Origin of the sequence: Malaciobacter halophilus (genome assembly GCF_002837275.1) — a bacterium.
GTDB lineage: Bacteria > Campylobacterota > Campylobacteria > Campylobacterales > Arcobacteraceae > Malaciobacter > Malaciobacter halophilus.
The window spans coordinates 1-453 of sequence record NZ_NXIF01000077.1; the positions used below are offsets into that span (position 1 = coordinate 1).

Annotated in this window: 1 tRNA gene and 1 rRNA gene; both read right to left on the reverse strand. The window is 36.6% G+C overall.

The features are described 5' to 3' along the window. Window positions 1-113, reverse strand: a 23S ribosomal RNA gene (locus CP960_RS13170); the annotation flags it as partial. 227 nt (window positions 114-340) lie between these two features. Further along, a tRNA-Ala gene (locus CP960_RS13175) sits at window positions 341-416 on the reverse strand. Window positions 417-453 lie beyond the last annotated feature (37 nt).

Sequence of the window (453 nt, forward strand, 5' to 3'; positions counted from 1 at the left end):
AAATCTCTGGATCAATGCCTCTTGACGGCTCCCCAAAGCTTATCGCAGTCTAGTACGTCCTTCTTCGCCTCTTACAGTCTAGGCATCCACCATTAGCCCTTAATAGCTTATTTTTGTTAGTTAAGTTCTCACTTAACCTCTTTTGATAATTATTCCTTGGCTACTATCTTATTAAATTCATAAGATAGTTGTGTTTTATTGTTTTTCTTTTTTTAGAAAAATTTTAAGACTTTAACATTTGATTTTTAAATAACATTACTACTCTCGTAGTATTCTTTTGGTCTATATTTCGAAACCAAATATAAATTCAAATCCTTTTTTGAACTTATATTTGACTTCTTGGTGGAGAATAGCGGGATCGAACCGCTGACCTCCTGCGTGCAAGGCAGGCGCTCTCCCAGCTGAGCTAATTCCCCATAAAAGTTATCTCTTTTCATGGTGGGCCTACCAGGA